This is a genomic window from Taklimakanibacter deserti, assembly GCA_003574785.1.
On sequence record QORU01000013.1, the window covers coordinates 70767 to 89319 of the forward strand.

The following is an 18553-nucleotide window of genomic DNA, read 5'->3' on the forward strand; positions in this document are numbered from 1 at the left end:
GTCATGCTCGCCGCCCTCATCATCGTATTCCGGGAAGTCGTCGAGGCGGGCATCGTCGTCGGCATCGTGCTGGCGGCGACGCGCTCGGTCGGCGGCAGCCGGCTGTGGGCGGCGGCCGGCGTCATTGCCGGCGTGCTGGGGAGCTGTCTCGTCGCGATATTCGCCGGCGCCATTGCTTCGGCCTTCGAAGGCTTTGGCCAGGAATTGTTCAACGCATCTATCCTCGCTGTCGCCGTCGTCATGCTCATCGGACACAATATATGGATGGCGCGACATGGCCGTGAGCTGGCTGAGGACATTCGCGCCACCGGCGAGGCGATCGCCCGCGGCAGCAAGTCGCTCGTGGCGCTCGCGGTGGTGGTCGGCATCGCGGTGCTGCGCGAGGGATCCGAGATCGTGCTCTTCCTCTATGGCATCGCCATCACCGATGGCGGCTCGGGCGCATCGCTGATCCTCGGCGGCATCGGCGGCCTCGTCCTCGGCGCAGGTCTTTTCGCTCTTACCTATCTGGGGCTCATCAAAGTGCCGGCGCGCCATCTCTTCAGGGTCACGAGCCTGATGATCGCTTTCCTCGCCGCGGGCATGGCTGCCCAGGCCGTTCTCTTCCTGGAGCAGGCGGGCGTGATTGATATCCTGGGCGGAACGGTCTGGGACAGCTCGGGCCTGCTGTCCGAGACGAGCATCGTCGGACGCGTGCTGCATACGCTGATCGGCTACAGCGATCAGCCCACCGCCCTCCAGCTCGTCACTTATCTCGCAACGCTTCTCGTCATCTATGCCTTGACGCGCGGTTTTTCGGCGGCGGCGAAACCTCAGGCGGTTGGCAACTAAGCCACGCCGCTTTTGCTGAATTTGAGCGGCGTCAGCCCAAGCTTTTCCGACAGCTCGCGGGCGGATTGGGTGAGGGCGGCGCGGTAGCGCTCATAATTGCGCGCCGCGTCCTCGCGTGGCGCGATCAGGCACAATGTTGCGACGCAGATCTCGCCTTCCTGATAGACGGGTGCGGCGAAGCAATGGGTGAAATTATCGGCGAGCGAGTCGAAGGAATAGAACCGTGCCGTCCGTGCCCGGGCGACATCGGCAAGGAATTTTTCAGGCGTCAGCCGCGATCCATTCGGCAGGGTGAAATCCTCGTCCGGGATGAAGGCCAGGATCTCTTCATCGCTCATATGCGAAACCAGAAGCCGTCCTGACGCCGTCCAGGTGATGGGAATGCGCTCGCCGACATCCGAGCTGATCCGGAACGGCCTCACCCCCTCGCGCATCATGGCGACGGTATATTTGTTGCCGTCCAGCATGCAGAGCTGCGAGGTCTCATGCGTCGCTTCGGCCAGATGGTCGAGGAAGGCCTTGCATTCGCGCGTCAGGTCGAACTGCGTCTGATAGGCGAGGCCGAGGAAATAGAGCTTGCGTCCCAGAAAGACGCGGCCCTCCTTGTCGGCATATTCGACAATGCCGGCCTTGATCAGGAGATTGATGAGCTCATAGGTCGTGGATTTCGGCGCCTTGATACCGATCGCGATCTCGTTGGGTCGTGCCGGACGCCGCTTCCGGCGCAGATAGTCCAGGATTTCGACGGCGCGGTCGAGCCCGCGCATCCGTCGGCCCGTATAGAAATCCGTCACTGCATCAGCCGTCATCTCAATCCTCTTTTCGGGCCTTGGTCCTATTGCTCGCGCTTGGGAAGGAAGATAGCATTTGTCTTCCGCTATACCGATAGGAGTTCCAGTATAGCGGAATCACACCCGGGAGGAAGAACATATGTCGAAGTCATCCGTGAAAGCCGTGGTCAGCGCCCTCTGCCTCGGCTTGTTCACTTGCGTCGGTTTCGTGGCGCAAGCCGATGCCGCTGCAAAATGCATCAAGGGCGATCGCAAGGCGCCCTTCACGCTGGGCTGGGCGAATATCTATTCGGTGCCGACCTGGATGAAGCAGACCGAAGGCACGATCTCGGCCGAGGTCGAGGAGCTGAAGAAGCAGGGCCTGGTCGACAAGCTCGTCATCACCGACGCGCAAGGCGACGCCAATGTGCAGATTCAGCAGATCCAGTCGATGATCGACGCCGATGTCGATGCCATCCTGCTGATCGCGGGCTCGTCCACAGCACCGGCGCGCGTCATCGCCGATGCCTGCGCCAAGGGCATCGCCGTCATCAATTTCGACAGCCTGGTCGACACCGACGAGGTGACGGCCAAGATCAATACCGATTCGAACGCCTGGGGCGACACGGCCGCGAAATGGCTGATCGAGCAACTGGGCGGCAAGGGCAAGATCCTGGTCCTCAACGGCCCGGCCGGCATCTCGGTCAGCGATGACCGCCGCAAGGGCGCCAATGCCGCGCTCGCCGCCAATCCCGGCATCGAGATCCTGGCCGAGACCAACACCGCTTACAATGTGGCGCCGGCGCAGGAAGCGGTGACAAGCCTGCTCTTCGCTCACCCTCAGATCGACGGCGTGCTGTCGCTGGGCGGTGCCTTGTCGGCGGGCGCCATCCTCGCCATGGACAAGCAAGGCCGCAGCATGGTGCCGATCACCGGCGAGAATGCCCGTCAGTTCCTGGAACTGTGGAAGGAGAAGGATCTGAAATCCTGGGCGACGATGCAGCCGAACTGGCTCGGCGCCTTTGCCGCCTATACCGCGGTCCAGGCCTTGCAGGGCAAGGACGTGGCGCCCTTCGTCAAGGTGCCGCTGCCGATCATCGACAACAGCAACATCGACAGCTACCTGGCGCGGGCCAAGGACTTCCCGGCCGACGGCTATATCTACTCGCCCTATGATCAGAAGCTCTTCGACGAGTTGCTCGCCGCGAAGTGATCGATCATAAATTCGGGCATGTCGCCTCAACCGATCATTGCGGCCCGGGGGGTCTCCAAGTCGTTCTTCGGCAATCCTGTGCTGCAGGACGTATCGATCGCCTTGGAGCCGGGTCGCATTCATGCCCTCCTGGGTGAGAACGGCGCCGGCAAGTCGACCTTGATCAACCTCCTGTCGGGAGCGCTCGCTCCCGACGGAGGAACCATCGAGATCGACAGTAAGGCGCATCACCGCCTGACGCCGCCCGAGGCCCGCCGCGCCGGCATCGCCGTGGTCCAGCAGGAGCTTTCGCTCACCAGCGACCTGTCGATCGCCGAGAATATCGGCCTTGGCGCCTTTCCGCGCCGCTTCGGCCTGATCGACTACCGGGCGCTGGCCAGGCGCGCGGCCCAGGTCTGCGCGCTGGTCGGGCTCGAGGAAAATCTGGCGACGCCGGTCGGCGACCTGCCGCTCGGCCGCCGCCAGATGGTCGAGATCGCCAAGGCGCTGTTCCGCCAGCCGCGTGTGCTCGTCCTCGACGAGCCGACCTCGTCGCTCTCTGCCCATGAAGCGCAGGTCTTGCGATTGCTGCTGGAGAGGCTGCGCGATGAGGGCACCGCCATTCTCTATATATCCCATCGTCTCAATGAGGTGATGCGCCTCTGCGAGCATGTGACGGTGCTGAAAGACGGCCAGGTGACCGCCGACCGTTCGCTCAAAGGTGTCGATGCGGCGGGCCTGGTGCGATTGATGGTCGGGCGTGATCCGGGCGATCTCTTTCCGCAGTGGACGCCCAATGCGAACCGCGAGACCATCGTCTCCGTCTCGGGCTTTTCTTGCGGGTTGCTGCACGACATCGATCTCGAGATCCGCCGCGGCGAGGTTTTGGGCATTGGCGGGCTCGTTGGCCAGGGGCAAGAGGATCTGCTTCTCGGCCTCTATGGCGCCTTGCCCGCCTCGGCGCGCAGCGCAAGCTTCAACGGCTCGTCGTCCATGCCGTCATCCGTGCCGAAGGCGAATGCCCTGGGCCTTGCCTATGTGCCGGCCGATCGCAAGCGCGAGGGGCTTCACCTCATTCACAGCATCGCCTGGAACATGATGTTGCCGGGCTTCGGCCGCACCCGCGCTTTGAGCGGGCGTGACCGCGCAAGTGAACGCAAGCTCGCCGAAGCGCTGGCCGACCGTCTCAGCATCAAGGGCGATCTCACCCGGCAGGTCCAGGCGCTGTCGGGCGGCAACCAGCAGAAGGTGGCGCTCGCCAAATGGATGCCGAGCGATCCGCCGATCCTGCTGCTCAATGATCCGACCCGCGGCGTCGATGTCGAAACCAAGCGCGAGATCTATGTCCTGCTGCGCCGCTTCGCCGAAGCGGGCAAGGCCATCGTGCTGTCGAGCTCCGACACGCCGGAGCTCGTGCACCTGTGCGACCGGGTCGCGGTGATGCGCGAAGGCGGCATCGCCGCCATGATCGAGCACAAGGCGTTGAGCGAGGAGGCGATCGTCGCCGCCGCGATGGGCGCCGAGACGGCGAGGGCTGCCGCATGACCGACACGGTACTCTACTGGCCGGCGCAGCGCCGGCGCAATCGCGGCCTCTACGGCCTCTACGCCGTCGTTCTCGCCTTCCTGGCGCTCTATGCCTATTTGTTCCCCGGCTTCTTGACCATCACCGGCATTTCCAAATTCGCCCAGAGCTGGCTGCCCTTGGCGCTCGTCTCGATGGCGCAGGCGATCCTCATGCTGACCGGCGGCATCAGCCTCGCCATCGGCGCGACCGTGAGCCTTGGTGCTGTGGTCGCGGCGACCACCATGACCGGGCCTTTGGGCGTTCCCGGCGGCATCGCCGCTGTCGCTGTCGCAGGGCTTGCCATTGGCGCCTTCTGCGGCGTGATCGCCATCCGCTTGCGCCTGCCGGCCATCATCGTGACGCTTGCCGCTTCCTTCATCATCGCAGGCAGCGCACTCCTCATCCTGCCGCGGCCGGGCGGCGCCATACCGGGCTGGTTCTCCGATCTCCTGGCCGGCAACACGCCGGCGGCCCTCATCCTGCTGGTGCTGACGGCGCTGTTGTGGAAGCTCTATCTCGCGACACCCTTGGGCCTCAGCCTCTATGCGGCGGGCGAGAATCCGGTCGGTGCCTATCGCGCCGGCGTGCCGGTCGATGCGGCGCGCATCATGGCCTATGCGCTGAGCGGGCTTCTGTCGACGCTCGCCGGTCTCTTCATTGCCGCGCAGACGGGCTCCGGCGATCCGGTGATCGGCCAGGCCTTCACGCTCAATTCGATCGCCGCCGCGGTGCTGGGCGGCGTCGGCTTCCTCGGCGGCCGCGGCACCATGCGCGGCGCCATTGCCGGCAGCCTTTTGCTGAGCGTGATGATCAATGTCATGTTCTTCTTGGGCTTCTCGCCCGTGGCGCAATATGTCGCGCAAGGCCTCATCATCATCGGCGCGGTGGCGCTGCCCGAGATCTCGCGCTGGCGGAGGGCGATATGAAGGACGTGAAGAGCACGCGCTTTCCCGCCTGGCGTCCGGCAGCGCTGCTGCGCAACCGGGCTTTCCTCACCTTTCTGATCGTGGCGCTGGTCTGGATCGTCGCTGGGATCGCCAAGCCCGGCTTCGGTTCCTACGGGCATTTGCGCTATTTGCTCGAGCTCGCGGCGGTGATCGGCCTTGTCGCCATCGGCCAGACCTATGTCGTCATTGCCGGCGGCATCGATCTCTCGGTCGGCGCGATCGTGACGGTCAGCGCCGTCGGTGTGCCCTTGGTGGCGCTGTCGGGCGACGGCAGCGGCGCTCTCGCAGTCTTGTTCATTCTCGCCGCGGCGACGGGGATCGGCCTGCTCAACGGCCTCGGCGTCGCCTATCTGCGCATTCACCCGATGATCATGACGCTCGCCATGGCGACCTTCCTGCAAGGCGTGCTCATTCTCATCGCCGGCGGCACCGCCATCTCGGCGCAGAATCCGCTGCTCGCATGGCTCGGCAATGCACGGGTGATCGGCATTCCGGCGGGCGTCATCCTGTGGGCGCTTGCTTCCGCCATTGCGCTCTTTGTCCTTCATGCGACGCCTTTCGGCGCGCGGCTCTTTGCGCTGGGCGCCAATCCGGTGGCGAGTGCGCTGTCGGGCGTCAATGTCAGGACCTCGACCATGGCGGTCTATGCGGTGAGCGGGCTCACCGCCGGGCTCGCCGGCGTCCTGGTGCTCGGCATGAACGGGCAGGGCTATGTCGGGATCGGCGATCCTTATCTTCTCGCCTCGATCGCCGCCGTCGTCCTCGGCGGCACGTCGATCCTGGGCGGCTCGGGGACCTATGCCGGCACCATTCCGGGCGCCATCCTTCTCGTCACCATCACCGCCCTCATCACCGTCGTCAATGCATCGGCCGGCTGGCGCAGCATCCTCTTCGGCACTTTGATATTGCTGCTGCTTCTCTTGTCCGGCCGGGACTCGCAGCGCCGTTAAGCGCTGTCGATATTTTCCTTCGGCAGCAGATAGCGCACGGCGAGGACGCAGAGGAGCGTGGTGAACGCCAGGACGAGGGCCACCAGCGCGTTGATGTCGGGCGTGAAGCCGAGCCGCATCATCGCCCAGAGCCGGATCGGCAACGTATTGTCGGTCCCCGTCACCAGGATGGTGATCATCGTCTCATCGAAAGAGAGCGCGAAGCAGAGGATGGCGGCGCCGATCAGGGCGCTCTTGAGATTGGGCAGCACGACATAAAAGAAGGTCTGCCAACTCGTGGCGCCGAGATCGTAGGATGCTTCGATTAGGGTCACGCTCAGCGATTGCAGGCGCACGACGATTGTCCGATAGGCGAGCGCCAGGACGAAGATCGTATGGCCGATGATCACGGTGAGGAGCGAGCGCGATATGTCGGCCTCGCGGAAGAAGATCAGAAGCGCCAGACCGATCATGATCGGCGGCATCAGGAAGGGAAGGAAGATCACGAACTGCATGACGTCGCGGCCGAGCGATGTGCCATTGCGGTAATGGACGGCGAACAGGATGCCGAGGATCACCGCCAGGAAGGTGGCCGAGAAGCCGACCAGCAACGTGTTGAGGAATGCCGTGATGATCCCTTCATTATGCATGAGGGCGGCATAGGCCGAGAGCGATGGTGCATTCCAGGCGACATCGCCATGCGCCACATCGAAGAAGGACGATGCGATGGGGACGAAGAGCGGCCCATAGAGGAGCGTGAAGACCAGCACCGTCACCAGCGAGAGGCCGAGCGAGGCGAGGCGCGAGAGCTGCATCATGACTGGCGCTCGAAGCGCCGGCCGAAGGCGATCACCGTGGTCATCACGATGGCGAGGATGACGGTGAGCGCAGCACCGAAGGGCCAGTTGAAGGCGGCGCCGAACTGGCTGTAGATGATACGGCCGAAAGTGAAGCCGTTGGGGCCGCCGACCATTTGCGGCGTGAGGAAATCGCCGATCGCCAGCACGAAGACGAAGCTTGCCGCCGCCATGACGCCGGGCAGGCTCAAGGGCAGGATGACGCGCCAGAAGGTCTGCCAGTTGGAGGCTCCCAGATCGACCGACGCCTCGATGAGGTTCCGCGGGATGCGCTCGAGCGAGAGGAAAATGGGCAGGATGGCAAAGGGGATCAGAAGCACGGTCAGAGTCAGCAATACCGCCTTCAAGTTGAATACGAAGAAAGTCAGCGGCTGATCGATCAAGCCCGTCGAAACGAGGAACCGGTTGAGGAAGCCGTTGCCGCCGAGGATGCTGCGGATCGCATAGATCTTGATGATGTAGCTCATCAACAGCGGCACCAGCACCAGCATGAGCAGCACATATTTGCGCCGGCCCGACAAGGTGACGAGCCGGAAAGCGACGGGATAGCCGATCACCACCGCGAGGAGGGCGACCGCAAAACACAGGAGGCAGGTCTGCCACAGCACCGGCATGAAGATGTTGTCAGTGAAGAAGCGGACGTAATTTCTGATTGTCGGCTCATGATGCAGCACGCCGCCCTCGACCCAAAAGAAGCTGTAGGTGAGGAAGCTCAAGAGCGGCACGACGATGAATATGAAGGGCAGGCCATAGGCGAGCGCCGTAATGAAGAGACGCCAGCCCTTCGCCTGCCGATCTCCGACGAACAACATGCGCTACAACCATCCCTAAGCGTGCGGTCCGGCTTAGTTCGCCGGACTGCCCGCGATCATCATATCAGGGCTGCGCCTTGACTTCGTTCCAGAGGTCGGAGCGTTTGGTCGGATCCTCGACGAATTCGAGCCACACCAGCTTGTCGTCGGGGTTGGCGCTGCCGGTCTCGGCGACGGTGTTGCCGAAGCCGGTGCGCTGCGACAGCTGCTCGCCGATCTTTTTCTGCAGCAGGAAATTGACCCAGCTTTCCGCCAGATCCTTGTCCTGGACGCCGCTGGTCATGGCCCAGGTGTCGAGCCAGGCGAGAGCGCCTTCCTTCGGATTGACATAGCCGATATCGGCGCCGGCATCCTTCATCGCCTTGACCTGCTGCTGACCGTAATTGGCCCAGATGAGCGCCACGTCATTGCTCTTGTAGAGCTGCAGCGCCTCGTCGGGCGTCGTGTAGAAGCTCAGCACATTGCGTTTGAGCTCGGCGAGCTTGCCCTTGATCTGATCCATCTGCTCCGCCGAAAGGTGGAACGGATCGGCGATGCCGAGCGTCAGAGCGGTGAAGGAGAAATTGTGCTCGCCATTGTCATAGGCGAGGATCTTGCCCTGATATTTCGGATCCCACAGGACCGTGAAGGAATCAGGCGGCGGGCTGACCTTGGCCTTGTCATAGATGAGGCCGATCGAGTCGAAGCAGAACGGGATGGCGTGCACCTTGCCGTCGCGCATGATGCCCTTGATCTTCGACAGATCCTGGAAGCGCGGCAGAACGTTCTTCTGGTTCGGCACCTTGTCGAGATCGTGCGGCGTGGTGAGGCCGCCATCGATATAGCGCTGGAGCTGCGCCGTATTGACGGCGAAGACGTCGAAATCCTTGCCTTCGCTGCCCTTGATCTTGGCCCAGATCTCGTCATCCGTGCCGATGAAGACGACCTTGGCGACGGCGCCCGTCTGGTCCTGGAATTCCTTGACCCAGTCGTCATCGGCATAGCCTTGCCAGGCCATCACCCTGAGCTCGCTTGCGGCCCGCGCCCATGTCGTGCGCAGAAGTGCCGGCGCGGCCACGCCCATCGCCAGCACCGCGCGGCGGTTCACTTTGATTGTCATCGTGCAGTCCTCCCTGATTCTTTTGCGACGCGAAGAGCGTCGTTGACGGCCCATGATCGTCACTATAAAGATATAGTATGAATAGTATGAAGAAAGCAATCTCAAGCCGTAAACCACGGATCCCACTTGCGAATCTTATTCGACGGCATCCGGCGCGCCCGCCTGCTGCGATGTCCGGCAGCTTGCACGGCATGGTCCTCAACCAGATCGGACAGCGCATCCTCCGGGGCGATCTCACGCCCGGCGATGCCTTGCCGAATGCCGACGACTGGAGCGCAGCCGAAGGGGTGAGCCGCACGGTGCTGCGCGAGGCGCTCAAGGTTCTCGCCGGCAAGGGTCTCGTCGAATCGCGGCCCAAGACCGGAACGCGGGTGCGTCCGCGCTCCCACTGGAATTTCCTCGACCCCGATGTACTGGCCTGGCGCTATGCCACGGCCGCCGGCGGCGATGAGGCGCGCGCGCTCTTCGAGCTTCGCCGCGGCATCGAGCCTATGGCGGCGGCGCTCGCCGCCGAGCGCGCCACGCCCGAACAGGTGAAGGAGCTCGAGTCCGCGCTCGCCGAGATGGAGGAAACGGCCGACGATGCCGAACGCTTCGCCGAGCCCGACCTCGTCTTCCATCAGTCCATCCTGCGCATGACCGGCAATGAGCTCATCGGCTCGCTCGCCGCGGTGATCGAGACGGCGCTGGTGATGAGCTTCCGCTTGTCCAACGACAATCCGCGCGGCCAGCGCCATTCCTTGCCGCTGCATCGCGACGTCGTCCGCAAGATCGCGGCGAAGGACGCCGAAGGCGCCAGGCAATCCTTGCTGACGCTGCTCGATCAGGCGGAGGAAGATGTCCGGCGCAGCCTGGATGCGCGGCGCGGCCGCCAGAGTGATGGTGAATAGGATGAGTGAGCAGCGGAAGTTGCGTTCGGCCGCCTGGTTCGGCGGCAACGGCAAGAACGCGTTCATGCACCGGAGCTGGATGAAGAACCAGGGACTGCCCGATGACCTGTTCGACGGCCGTCCCGTCATCGGCATCTGCAACACCTGGTCGGAGCTGACGCCTTGCAATGCGCATTTGCGCGGTCTTGCCGAGCGTGTGAAGCGCGGCGTCTATGAGGCGGGCGGGCTGCCGGTCGAATTCCCGGTCATGTCGCTCGGCGAATCCAATCTGCGGCCGACGGCGATGCTGTTCCGCAATCTCGCCAGCATGGATGTCGAGGAATCGATCCGCGGCAATCCGATCGACGGCGTCATCTTGCTGGTGGGGTGCGACAAGACCACGCCGGCTTTGCTGATGGGCGCTGCGAGCTGCAACCTTCCCACCATCGCGGTGTCGGGCGGACCGATGCTCAACGGAAATTTTCGCGGGCAACCCATCGGCTCGGGCACTCATGTGTGGAAGTTCTATGAGGATGTGAAGGCCGGCCGCATGCCGCTCGAGGATTTCCTCGCCGCCGAGCAGGGCCAGAGCCGCTCGGCCGGAAGCTGCATGACCATGGGCACGGCCTCCACCATGGCGAGCCTCGTCGAGGCTCTGGGCATAGGTCTGCCCGACAATGCCTCCATCCCCGCCGTCGATGCGCGTCGTGGCGTCCTCGCTCATCTCGCCGGCCGGCGCATCGTCGAGCTCGTCAAGGATGACGTGACGATGTCGCGCATCCTCACACGCGCCGCTTTCGAGAACGCGATCCGCGTCAATGGTGCGATCGGGGGATCGACCAATGCGGTGCTGCATCTCATTGCCGTTGCGCGGCGCATCGGCGTCGACCTCGATCTCGATGATTGGGACCGGCTCGGCCGCGATGTGCCGACCATCGTCGATCTGCTGCCGTCGGGGCGCTATCTGATGGAGGATTTCTATTATGCCGGCGGCTTGCGCGCGGTGATGCGGACGCTGGCCGAGGCCGGGCTTCTGCATAAGGAGGCCGAGACCGTCGCCGGTCAGTCGATCGGCGACATCGTCAAGGATGCGCCCAACTACAATAGCGAGGTGATCCGGCCCCTCGACCGCCCGCTCACCCTCCAGGGCGGCATCGCGGTGCTGCGCGGCAATCTGGCGCCCGATGGCGCCGTCATCAAGCCGTCGGCCGCGACGCCGAAGCTGATGCAGCACAAAGGCCGCGCCGTCGTCTTCGAGAATATCGAGCATTACCACGCCCGCATCGACGATCCCCAACTTGCCATCGATGCGAGCTCGGTCATGGTGCTCAAGAATTGCGGTCCGCGCGGCTATCCCGGCATGGCCGAGGTCGGCAACATGCCGCTCCCGGCCAAGCTTTTGAAGCAGGGCGTTGCCGACATGGTGCGCATATCCGATGCGCGCATGAGCGGAACCGCTTATGGCACCGTCGTGCTCCACACCGCGCCCGAGGCCGCGAGCGGCGGCACGCTGGCCTTGGTGCAGGACGGCGATCTGATCGAGCTCGACGTCGAAGGCCGCCGCCTCGAGCTCCATGTCGGCGCGGAGGAACTGGCGGCGCGCCGCAAGGCGTGGGTTGCACCCAGCCTGTCCTTGGGCGGCTATCAGAGCCTCTATGTCGAGCGCGTTCTCCAGGCCGATCAGGGCTGCGATTTCGATTTCCTCGTCGGCCGGCGCGATGCCGGCGTCCCCCGCCACTCCCACTGAGGTCCATCGATGCAGGGCGATATCGACAACGGCGCAGCCTATCCGAGCCTCGCGGGCCGCAGCGTCTTCATCACCGGCGGCGGCAGCGGCATCGGCGAAAGCCTGGTCGAGCATTTCTGCGCGCAAAAGAGCCGCGTCGCCTTCATCGATCTGGCGGAAGAGCCTTCGCGGCGGCTGGTTTCGCGCATCGCGGCGAAGGGCGATCCGGCGCCCTTCTTCATCCCGGGCGACCTGCGCGACATCGCGATCTTGCGCACGGCGATCGCCGAAGCCGCCAAGCGGAACGGTCCAATCGCCGCGCTTTGCAACAATGCGGGCAATGACGACCGGCATCGCAGCGAAGACGTCACCGTCGACTATTGGGACGACCGCATGGCGGTCAATGTCCGCCATCAGTTCTTCGCCGCCCAGGCGGTGCGCCCGCAGATGAAAGAGGCCGGCGGCGGCTCGATCATCAATTTCGGCTCCATCACCTGGCTGGTCGGCGATGGCGACTGTCCCGCCTATGTCACCTCCAAGGCCGCCATCACCGGCATGACGCGGGCCCTGGCGCGCGAATTCGGCCGCGATCGCATCCGGGTGAACTGCATGCTGCCGGGCTGGATCATGACCGAGCGCCAGATGCGCCTGTGGCTGACGCCGGAAGGCGAGCGCCAGATCGCCGAGCGCCAATGCCTGCCGGACCGGCTCTTTCCGCCCGACATCGCCCGCATGGCCTTGTTCCTCGCCGCCGACGACAGCCGGATGTGCTCCTCGCAGCAGTTCATCGTCGATGGCGGATGGGTATAGGGAGTTTGCGGAATGCGTCTCGTGCAATTTCAGGAATCGTCGGGTAAGCGACGCGTCGGCGCCATCGCGAACGGCAAGGCAAATCTCCTGGGCGGCGTCGAGCGTGTCTATGATCTCGCTCTGGCCGCCATTGCGAGCGGGTCGAGCCTTGCCGTCGAAGCGGAAAGGCATATCGACGGCACGCTCTTCGACTATGACAGGGTGTCGGCAGACGGATCGCTCCTGCCGCCCGTCGATCATGCTGAGCCGGCGCGCTTCTGGATCACCGGCACCGGCCTCACCCATCTCGGCAGCGCCGATGCGCGCGACAAGATGCATGAGCTCGCCCATGGAGCGGATGCGGACCTGACCGATTCCATGAAGATATTTCGCATGGGCCTTACAGGCGGGAAGCCCGCGGAGGGCGAGATCGGCGTCCAGCCGGAATGGTTCTTCAAGGGACTGGGGACCTGCCTGGTGCCACCGGGCAGCGCCCTGCCGCTTCCATCCTTCGCGCTCGCCGGCGGCGAGGAGGCCGAGATCGTTGGGCTCTATATCGTCAGCCCCGACGGCACGCCCTGGCGGCTCGGCTACGCCCTCGGCAACGAATTCTCCGATCAGGTCACCGAAGCCATCAACTATCTCTATCTCGCCCATTCCAAGCTCCGGGCCTGCTCGATCGGTCCCGAGCTCCTCTTGGGCGACTTGCCGGACGATGTCAGGGGAACGGTGCGCGTCCTGCGTGCCGGCAAGCCCGTCTGGGAGGGTGAATTCCTGAGCGGCGAAAGCAACATGTCGCATTCGGTCCGCAATCTCGAGCACTATCATTTCCGCTATGACATGTTCCGGCGGCCGGGTGATTTGCATGCCTATTTCTTCGGTGCGCCGTGTTTGAGTTGCGCCCATGACGTCAAAACACGGTCGGGCGATGAGTTCGAAATCGATGTGCCGGCATTCGGACGTCCGCTGCGCAATGCGATGACGGCACAGGCCGAGCAGAGTTTCGCGATCAGGGCGCTTTAGAACTTGGTCTTGATCGGCGCTCTTGCTGTGCTAGGCAGGTCCGATGAACGATCAAGCACCAAAGACCGCACAAACCGGCATCGATGATGACGAGGTGGCAAAGCTCCTGTCGCGCCTCGTCGCGGTGCCGAGCGTCAACATCGCCTTCCGCCAGGCGGGCGATCCGGATGAGTGGTTCAACGAGGCGCGGCTCGGCGCCGTCGTCGCCGACTGGCTCAGCGAGCACGGCATCGCGGTCGAAGTCGATCTGGTGGCGCCCGAGCGGCCGAATGTGATCGCCCATGTCAAGGGGACCGCGGGCGGTCCGACAATGATCTGGGAAGGCCATCTCGACACGGTACAGGTGACGGGGATGAGCGATCCTTTTACGCCGCGCCTTGCCGATGGCCGCCTCTATGGCCGCGGCGCCGTCGACGACAAGGCCTGCCTTGCCGCTTTCATGCTCGCCATGCGCGACCTGGCGCAAGACCCGCCACCTGGCGATGTGACCTTCCTCGCCGCTTCCGATGAGGAATTCAGTTTCACCGGCATCACCCATCATGTCGAGCGTGACGCCAGCTATGACATGGGCGTCGCCGGCGAGCCGACCGAATTGCGCGTGGTGCGTGCCTGCAAGGGCTGCGTGCGCTGGTTCGTTGAGGTGCAGGGCCGTGCCGCCCATACGGCGAAGCCGCATGAAGGAGTCGATGCCGTGGTCGCGGCGCGCAAGCTTCTCGATCTCTTCGAGGCGGAGATGCGCAAGCGGACCGAGATCCATCCTCTGCTCGGGCCGGCGACCTTGACCTGCACCGCCTTCGAGGCGGGCGAGGGGCCCAATACCGTTCCGTCACGCGCGCGCCTGCGTTTCGACTACCGCTATCTGCCGAACGAGGAGGGCGATGCCGTATGGCGCCGCTTCGCCAAGATCGCAACCGAGCTTGCCGGCGCATCGCCCGGCATCCGCATCGTCACCGAAGCGCCCTTCATCGATTCAGCCGCGATGGATGTGGCGGAAGGCGAAGCGGTGGTCGGCCTGTTCTCGGAAATCTGCCGCCAGCACGACATCGATCCGACCCCTGAAGGTGTTCCCTATGGCTCGGATTCGACCAAGATGGTGGCGTCCGGCATCCCGACCATCGTCTTCGGACCAGGCAGCATCGCCCAGGCGCATGTGCTCGACGAGCATGTCGAGATCGCGCAAGTGACCAAGGCGGCGCGCATGCTGGTGGACGCTGCACGCCAGGCCAAAGCCCGCTGATCCGCCGCGACGCGGCCCAATCCTCATCTTCCGCATTATCGGTCCCATAGATGTCGCCATGGGAATAATGAATTTGCGCGTCAAACGAAAGGAAACGAAAAACAAGCGAACAAAAAGCAAAAGAGGACGTAATGGGAGATGTCGAGGCGAAAGGGCAATCGCAAAACTGGGTGGCGGCCACGCCTGTCGACGGCCTCGAACCCAATGACGCGATGCGCATCCAGCATGACGGCACTTGCATCGCCATCTACAATCTCGACGGCCGCTTCTACGCCACTGCGGGCGTATGCACCCATGCGCATGCCTTCCTTTCGGAAGGCTATATCGACGGCCAGACCATCGAATGCCCGCTGCATCAGGGCCTTTTCCACATACCGACCGGAACGCCGTTGTCGCCGCCCGTCACCGAGCCCTTGAAGATCTATGAGACGAAGATCGAGCAGGGGATCGTCTATGTCCGCGTGAGCGGAGAATGAAGTGAATCAACGACTGCTCCCGAGAGAAAGATCTCCGGGAGAAACCAACAATCATCCATGGGAGGATTAGATGCCAGCCTTATCTCGTCGCCAGCTTTTCCAGGGTGCAGCCGGTCTTGCCTTTGCCGCTGCCCTGCCTGATCTCCTCGCCACGCCGGCGCAAGCCGAAACCGCGTCCGTCCACGACCTGCTCAATCAGCTGATCAAGAAATATTCCGATGCCGCCAAGGCCTCGATGAGCAATGAGGAAATCAAGGCGCTGTTCGAGAAGGACGGCTTCCGCGATTATCTCGATGTCTATCCGGTCGGCGACCTCGCCGGCGGCTTCGTCTGGAAGCCCGGCATGGGCGCAACCTTCACCGGGCCCTACAGCAAGCTTCAGATCAAGGCGCCCTTCACCGACTATCTGCCGATGGCGGAAGGGCCGGTGCTCGACAAGAGCAAGACCTATCGCATCGGCTTCGTGTTCCACGGCTTCAACCATCCCTGGCTCATCAGCCTGGCCGACACCGCGGCCTGGGAGGCGGCGCGCCATCCCAATATCCAGCTCGAGGTCATCGATGCAGAATTCGATGACAACAAGATGGGCCAGGTGATCGATACCTGGATCGCCAAGCAGTTCGACGGCATCGTGCTGTGGCCGTCGCGCGAAGCGCCCATGGGGCCGCCGGTCGATCGCGCCATTGCCGCCGGCATCCCGGTGGTGAGCCTCGACCGCCGCACGTCCTCGGAAGTGATCAGCTCGGAAGTGCTCGGCAATTTCTACGCCAACGGCCTGCAGCAGGGCCTCTATCTCCAGCATGCGGCGGGGGGCTCGGGCAGCATGATCTGCAACCGCAAGGACCTCGGCAGCACGGCGGATTCGATCCGCACCGGGTCCTATCTCGAGGTGATCGGCAACAGCCCCGGCTACAAGATGCTGGCCAATTACCACACCAACAGCCAGCGCACGCTCGCCTTCAAGTCGACGGCCGACGCGCTCCAGGCCTTCAAGGACATCTCGATCATCTTCAACACCGGCGGCGAGGAGGCCATGGGGGCGCTCGATGCGGTGCGCGAAGCAGGCCGCCTCAACAGCGCGCCCGGCGGCAAGAAGATCATCATCCTCGCCAATGACGACGCGCGCGAGGTTCTGAAGGAGATCCGCGCCGGCAATATGGACATGGTGGCGCCCTATACGCCGCTCCTCGGCGATATCGGCATCAGGGCCGTCATCATGCATATCGGCCACAAGGCCGGGCTCGCGGATGCGCCGCCGAAGCTCATCCTGACGCCCAATCTTCCCATGATCACCAAAGAGAAGATGACCATCGAAGGCATAGAGACGCTGACCCCTGATGAGTGGCCCTATGCCTATGGCCCCGAAGCCGCCAGCTGAACAGCGGGCAGGGCGGCCATGACGCCTGAGCTTCGGGCATGAGTGTCATCGACAACAATAGTGCGGTTCACTCCGCGGCTGCGATCCTGCGCCCCGCCTGGCGCCTGTCGCAGGTCGCGGAGGTGAGCCGCATCGGGGTTCTCCTCGTCCTCGTCGTGATCGCCGCGATCGTGGCGCCGTCTTTCCTCAGCCTCGCCAATCTGCAGGTGATCCTGATGGCGGTCGCGGCGATCGGCATCATGGCCTTCGGCATGACGCTGGTGGTGATCGCCGGCGAAATCGATCTGTCGATCGCCGGCGTCGCCATCCTGGCCTGCGTGATGGGCGGCATATTGATTCCGACCGGATCGCCCTTCCTCATCATCGCGGCGACGCTCGCGACCGGGCTCGTCGCTGGCCTGATCAATGGCTTCCTGGTCACGGCCTTCCGCATTCCCTCGCTCATCGCCACACTCGGCATGCTGGGCATCGCCCGGGCGCTCGCCAATATCGCTTCCGGCGGCCAGGCTCTCTATCCGGACAGCATCGCGACCTACCTCTGGCTCGGCCGCGGCACCTGGCTCGGCATGCCGATCCCTGTGCTCATTCTGCTGGTCCTCGCCGGCCTCGCCATCTGCCTCACCCGCTTCTCCGTCTTCGGCCGCGCGCTCTACGCGACCGGCGGCAATGCACGGGCGGCGCGGCTCTCGGGCATCAATGTGACGGCCGTGCGGATCACCGTCTTCATGCTGTGCGGCTTCTGCGCGGCCCTTGCCGGCATGCTCGACAGCGCGCGCCTCTCTTATATCAATCCGGCGGGCTTCGAGGGCATCGAGCTCAGCGTCCTGGCGGTGACGGTGCTGGGCGGCGCGGCGCTCTCGGGCGGCAAGGGCACGATCACCGGGACGCTGATCGCGGCGCTCATCATCGGCGTCGTCAACAATCTTCTCAACCAGCTCGGCGTCTCCATCTATCTGCAGCAAGTGGTGACGGCCGTGGTGATCCTCATCGTCGTGCTGCCGGACGCCTTGCAAAGGGGAAGCGGAAAATGAGCCAGGCCCAGCTCAGCGTTTCGCCAGGCCTCCTGTCGCTCACGGCACCGCTCAGGCGCGAGCCGCTCCTCTGGCTTATCGCGGCGATCCTGCTCACCGGCGCTTTCACCTCGGAATATTACCTCACCGGTCAGAATATCGAGAACCTGCTGCGCAGCGTCTCGGTCTTCGGCCTCTTGGCGCTCGGCATGACGGTCGTCATGCTGACCGGGCGCATCGACCTTTCGGTCGCGGCGACCATGATCTTCTCGATCGTCGTCGCGGTGAAACTCATGGTCTTCATGGGCGACGCCTTGGGATTGCGCTGGCTGGTCAAAGGCAACACCTATGCCGGGCCTGCCTGGCCGTTCCTGCTGATCGCCATCGCGACGGGCGGCCTCGTCGGTGCCGTCAACGGCATCGGCATCGCCTATTTCAGGGTCGCACCCTTCATCATGACGCTGGTCTCGCTGACCGCCTTGCGCGGCTTCAACTATGTCCTGACCGACGGCCATCCCTATTATCTGCGCTCCGCCGTCTTCAGCTTCATCGGCGACAAGGTGGTGCTCGGCATTCCCCTGAGCACGCTCGTCTCCCTCGTCGTTCTCGTCGCTCTGATCCTGTTCGTGAACGGCACGGTGTCGGGCGGCCGCTTCTATGCGCTGGGCGGCAGCGAGCGGGCGGCGCGCTATGCCGGCATCAGGACCGAGCGCTATGTGGTGCTGGCCTATATGTTGAGCGGCCTCTGCGCCGCGGTCGCCGGCATCTTGTTCACGGCCCGGCTCAAATCGGTCGATGCGCCCTTGGCCTCGGGCTATGAGCTGACCGCGATCGCCATTGCCGTCATCGGCGGCACGGCCCTTTCGGGCGGCGTCGGATCGCCCTGGCGGACATTGCTCGGAAGCCTCGTCTTCGCTTCCGGCCTCAATCTGCTGGCGATCTGGGGCATCGGAACATGGTATCAGAACCTCATCATCGGCACGGTGCTCATTGTCGCGGTGGCGCTTTCGGGCCTGGGCCGGAAAACAACAGACTGACTAGG

18 protein-coding genes are annotated in these 18553 nt (G+C 63.9%); 14 read left to right on the forward strand and 4 right to left on the reverse strand.

Features of this window, described 5'->3' with window-relative positions; all coding sequences use genetic code 11:
- Positions 1-3: 3 nt before the first annotated feature.
- The gene (locus tag DS839_RS25640) at positions 4-831 is read left to right on the forward strand and encodes an FTR1 family iron permease (RefSeq protein WP_119273338.1); all 828 of its coding nucleotides are present in this window, start codon (positions 4-6) and stop codon (positions 829-831) included.
- Here DS839_RS25640 and DS839_RS25645 read toward each other — a convergent pair.
- Positions 828-1640 (reverse strand): IclR family transcriptional regulator, encoded by an 813-nt coding sequence (locus DS839_RS25645; RefSeq protein WP_119273339.1) that lies wholly within the window; start codon positions 1638-1640, stop codon positions 828-830. The two genes, DS839_RS25640 and DS839_RS25645, sit on opposite strands and share 4 nt — an antisense overlap.
- 121 nt (positions 1641-1761) lie before the next feature.
- Here DS839_RS25645 and DS839_RS25650 point away from each other — a divergent pair, with 121 nt between their 5' ends.
- The 4 genes from DS839_RS25650 to DS839_RS25665 are packed head-to-tail and all read left to right on the forward strand — an operon-like array spanning position 1762 to position 6256.
- Positions 1762-2814, forward strand: coding sequence for an ABC transporter substrate-binding protein (locus DS839_RS25650; protein ID WP_119273340.1), 1053 nt, complete (start codon positions 1762-1764; stop codon positions 2812-2814).
- An 18-nt stretch (positions 2815-2832) separates the two neighbouring features.
- The gene (locus DS839_RS25655) at positions 2833-4338 is read left to right on the forward strand and encodes a sugar ABC transporter ATP-binding protein (RefSeq protein ID WP_119273341.1); all 1506 of its coding nucleotides are present in this window, start codon (positions 2833-2835) and stop codon (positions 4336-4338) included.
- A complete protein-coding gene (locus tag DS839_RS25660) occupies positions 4335-5285 on the forward strand; it encodes an ABC transporter permease (protein ID WP_119273342.1) in 951 nt (316 codons plus the stop codon). The genes DS839_RS25655 and DS839_RS25660 overlap by 4 nt, the downstream gene beginning before the upstream one ends.
- A complete protein-coding gene (locus tag DS839_RS25665; RefSeq protein WP_119273343.1) occupies positions 5282-6256 on the forward strand; it encodes an ABC transporter permease in 975 nt (324 codons plus the stop codon). The genes DS839_RS25660 and DS839_RS25665 overlap by 4 nt, the downstream gene beginning before the upstream one ends.
- On the opposite strand, the gene DS839_RS25670 is transcribed toward DS839_RS25665, so the two are convergent.
- The 3 genes from DS839_RS25670 to DS839_RS25680 all read right to left on the reverse strand — a co-directional run bounded on the left by DS839_RS25670 (position 6253) and on the right by DS839_RS25680 (position 9003).
- Positions 6253-7053 carry an ABC transporter permease gene (locus DS839_RS25670; protein WP_119273344.1) on the reverse strand — a complete coding sequence of 267 codons (801 nt, stop codon included), beginning with the start codon at positions 7051-7053 and terminating at the stop codon, positions 6253-6255. The genes DS839_RS25665 and DS839_RS25670 overlap by 4 nt on opposite strands.
- The gene (locus DS839_RS25675) at positions 7050-7904 is read right to left on the reverse strand and encodes an ABC transporter permease (protein ID WP_119273345.1); all 855 of its coding nucleotides are present in this window, start codon (positions 7902-7904) and stop codon (positions 7050-7052) included. Before DS839_RS25675 ends, DS839_RS25670 begins: the two co-directional genes overlap by 4 nt.
- A gap of 64 nt (positions 7905-7968) precedes the next feature.
- Entirely contained in the window at positions 7969-9003 is a 1035-nt protein-coding gene (locus DS839_RS25680) for an ABC transporter substrate-binding protein (protein WP_368911919.1), read from the reverse strand.
- Between the two features lie 170 nt (positions 9004-9173).
- Here DS839_RS25680 and DS839_RS25685 point away from each other — a divergent pair, with 170 nt between their 5' ends.
- The 9 genes from DS839_RS25685 (at position 9174) to DS839_RS25725 (ending at position 18548) form a co-directional block, all read left to right on the forward strand.
- The gene (locus DS839_RS25685) at positions 9174-9893 is read left to right on the forward strand and encodes a FadR/GntR family transcriptional regulator (RefSeq protein WP_368911920.1); all 720 of its coding nucleotides are present in this window, start codon (positions 9174-9176) and stop codon (positions 9891-9893) included.
- A 1-nt stretch (position 9894) separates the two neighbouring features.
- Complete coding sequence (locus tag DS839_RS25690) at positions 9895-11619, forward strand: IlvD/Edd family dehydratase (protein ID WP_119273478.1); 1725 nt, start codon at positions 9895-9897, stop codon at positions 11617-11619.
- 9 nt (positions 11620-11628) lie between these two features.
- Complete coding sequence (locus DS839_RS25695) at positions 11629-12408, forward strand: SDR family NAD(P)-dependent oxidoreductase (RefSeq protein ID WP_119273347.1); 780 nt, start codon at positions 11629-11631, stop codon at positions 12406-12408.
- A 12-nt stretch (positions 12409-12420) separates the two neighbouring features.
- Complete coding sequence (gene araD1 / locus DS839_RS25700) at positions 12421-13410, forward strand: AraD1 family protein (RefSeq protein WP_119273348.1); 990 nt, start codon at positions 12421-12423, stop codon at positions 13408-13410.
- Between the two features lie 43 nt (positions 13411-13453).
- On the forward strand, positions 13454-14647 hold the full coding sequence (locus tag DS839_RS25705; protein WP_119273349.1) for a M20 family metallopeptidase: 1194 nt from the start codon (positions 13454-13456) through the stop codon (positions 14645-14647).
- 131 nt (positions 14648-14778) lie between these two features.
- Positions 14779-15123, forward strand: coding sequence for a non-heme iron oxygenase ferredoxin subunit (locus tag DS839_RS25710; protein WP_119273350.1), 345 nt, complete (start codon positions 14779-14781; stop codon positions 15121-15123).
- Between the two features lie 70 nt (positions 15124-15193).
- Complete coding sequence (locus tag DS839_RS25715) at positions 15194-16501, forward strand: sugar ABC transporter substrate-binding protein (RefSeq protein ID WP_119273351.1); 1308 nt, start codon at positions 15194-15196, stop codon at positions 16499-16501.
- A gap of 38 nt (positions 16502-16539) precedes the next feature.
- Positions 16540-17532: an ABC transporter permease gene (locus DS839_RS25720; protein ID WP_119273352.1), complete on the forward strand. Its 993-nt coding sequence runs from the start codon at positions 16540-16542 to the stop codon at positions 17530-17532.
- Entirely contained in the window at positions 17529-18548 is a 1020-nt protein-coding gene (locus tag DS839_RS25725; RefSeq protein WP_119273353.1) for an ABC transporter permease, read from the forward strand. Before DS839_RS25720 ends, DS839_RS25725 begins: the two co-directional genes overlap by 4 nt.
- Positions 18549-18553 lie beyond the last annotated feature (5 nt).

Excerpts from the sequence above, each read along its gene's own strand:
- DS839_RS25655 (WP_119273341.1), top strand. The coding sequence starts at position 2,833 with ATGTCGCCTCAACCGATCATTGCGGCCCGGGGGGTCTCCAAGTCGTTC.
- DS839_RS25725 (WP_119273353.1), top strand. The coding sequence starts at position 17,529 with ATGAGCCAGGCCCAGCTCAGCGTTTCGCCAGGCCTCCTGTCGCTCACG.
- DS839_RS25665 (WP_119273343.1), top strand. The coding sequence starts at position 5,282 with ATGAAGGACGTGAAGAGCACGCGCTTTCCCGCCTGGCGTCCGGCAGCG.
- DS839_RS25720 (WP_119273352.1), top strand. The coding sequence starts at position 16,540 with ATGAGTGTCATCGACAACAATAGTGCGGTTCACTCCGCGGCTGCGATC.
- DS839_RS25680 (WP_368911919.1), bottom strand. The coding sequence starts at position 9,003 with ATGACAATCAAAGTGAACCGCCGCGCGGTGCTGGCGATGGGCGTGGCC.
- DS839_RS25645 (WP_119273339.1), bottom strand. The coding sequence starts at position 1,640 with ATGACGGCTGATGCAGTGACGGATTTCTATACGGGCCGACGGATGCGC.
- DS839_RS25695 (WP_119273347.1), top strand. The coding sequence starts at position 11,629 with ATGCAGGGCGATATCGACAACGGCGCAGCCTATCCGAGCCTCGCGGGC.
- DS839_RS25710 (WP_119273350.1), top strand. The coding sequence starts at position 14,779 with ATGGGAGATGTCGAGGCGAAAGGGCAATCGCAAAACTGGGTGGCGGCC.
- DS839_RS25670 (WP_119273344.1), bottom strand. The coding sequence starts at position 7,053 with ATGATGCAGCTCTCGCGCCTCGCCTCGCTCGGCCTCTCGCTGGTGACG.
- DS839_RS25690 (WP_119273478.1), top strand. The coding sequence starts at position 9,895 with ATGAGTGAGCAGCGGAAGTTGCGTTCGGCCGCCTGGTTCGGCGGCAAC.
- DS839_RS25705 (WP_119273349.1), top strand. The coding sequence starts at position 13,454 with ATGAACGATCAAGCACCAAAGACCGCACAAACCGGCATCGATGATGAC.
- DS839_RS25650 (WP_119273340.1), top strand. The coding sequence starts at position 1,762 with ATGTCGAAGTCATCCGTGAAAGCCGTGGTCAGCGCCCTCTGCCTCGGC.
- DS839_RS25675 (WP_119273345.1), bottom strand. The coding sequence starts at position 7,904 with ATGTTGTTCGTCGGAGATCGGCAGGCGAAGGGCTGGCGTCTCTTCATT.
- DS839_RS25685 (WP_368911920.1), top strand. The coding sequence starts at position 9,174 with ATGTCCGGCAGCTTGCACGGCATGGTCCTCAACCAGATCGGACAGCGC.
- DS839_RS25715 (WP_119273351.1), top strand. The coding sequence starts at position 15,194 with ATGCCAGCCTTATCTCGTCGCCAGCTTTTCCAGGGTGCAGCCGGTCTT.
- araD1 (WP_119273348.1), top strand. The coding sequence starts at position 12,421 with ATGCGTCTCGTGCAATTTCAGGAATCGTCGGGTAAGCGACGCGTCGGC.
- DS839_RS25640 (WP_119273338.1), top strand. The coding sequence starts at position 4 with ATGCTCGCCGCCCTCATCATCGTATTCCGGGAAGTCGTCGAGGCGGGC.
- DS839_RS25660 (WP_119273342.1), top strand. The coding sequence starts at position 4,335 with ATGACCGACACGGTACTCTACTGGCCGGCGCAGCGCCGGCGCAATCGC.